This window comes from Microbacterium sp. P5_E9 (assembly GCF_054049175.1).
In genome coordinates, this window is the sequence record NZ_JBFUMV010000179.1 from 1 (window position 1) to 507 (window position 507).

The window sequence follows — 507 nt, forward strand, 5'->3', positions numbered from 1 at the left end:
ATGCTGGGCCAGTACGCCCCGGGCTCAACCTTCAAGATGGTGGATTCACTCGCCATGATCCGCAACGGCATGACCCCGGACTCCAAAGTTGAGTGCACGCCCACGCTCACGGTGGACGGCCGCACGTTCAAGAACGCCGAAGGGTATCCGGCAGACTCCCTTGGGTCCGTCACCCTGCGCGACGCGTTTGCCCACTCCTGCAACACCGCGTTCATCTCCGCCCGGGATTCAGTCAGCCAGGCCCAGCTGGAGTCCGCAGCCACTTCCCTGGGCGTTGCCGTTGAGGCGCCCGGCCTGGGGGCTGACGCCTTCCTCGGCTCCGTCCCCGGAGAGGCCGAAGGCACCGAGCATGCCGCATCCATGATCGGACAGGGCAAGGTGCTCCTGTCCCCGCTGGCAGCCGCCGTCATGGCCGGATCCGTAGCCAAGGGCTCCCCCGTCTCGCCCACGCTCGTGCTCAACGCTGAAGCCGGCGCCGGCACGGCGGGCACGGACGGAGCGTCGCCG

At 68.4% G+C, this 507-nt stretch carries 1 protein-coding gene; it reads left to right on the forward strand.

Annotated elements, in window-relative coordinates:
- A partial coding sequence (locus tag ACXJ3V_RS20865) for a penicillin-binding transpeptidase domain-containing protein (RefSeq protein WP_457102265.1) occupies positions 1–507 on the forward strand: 507 nt, incomplete at both ends.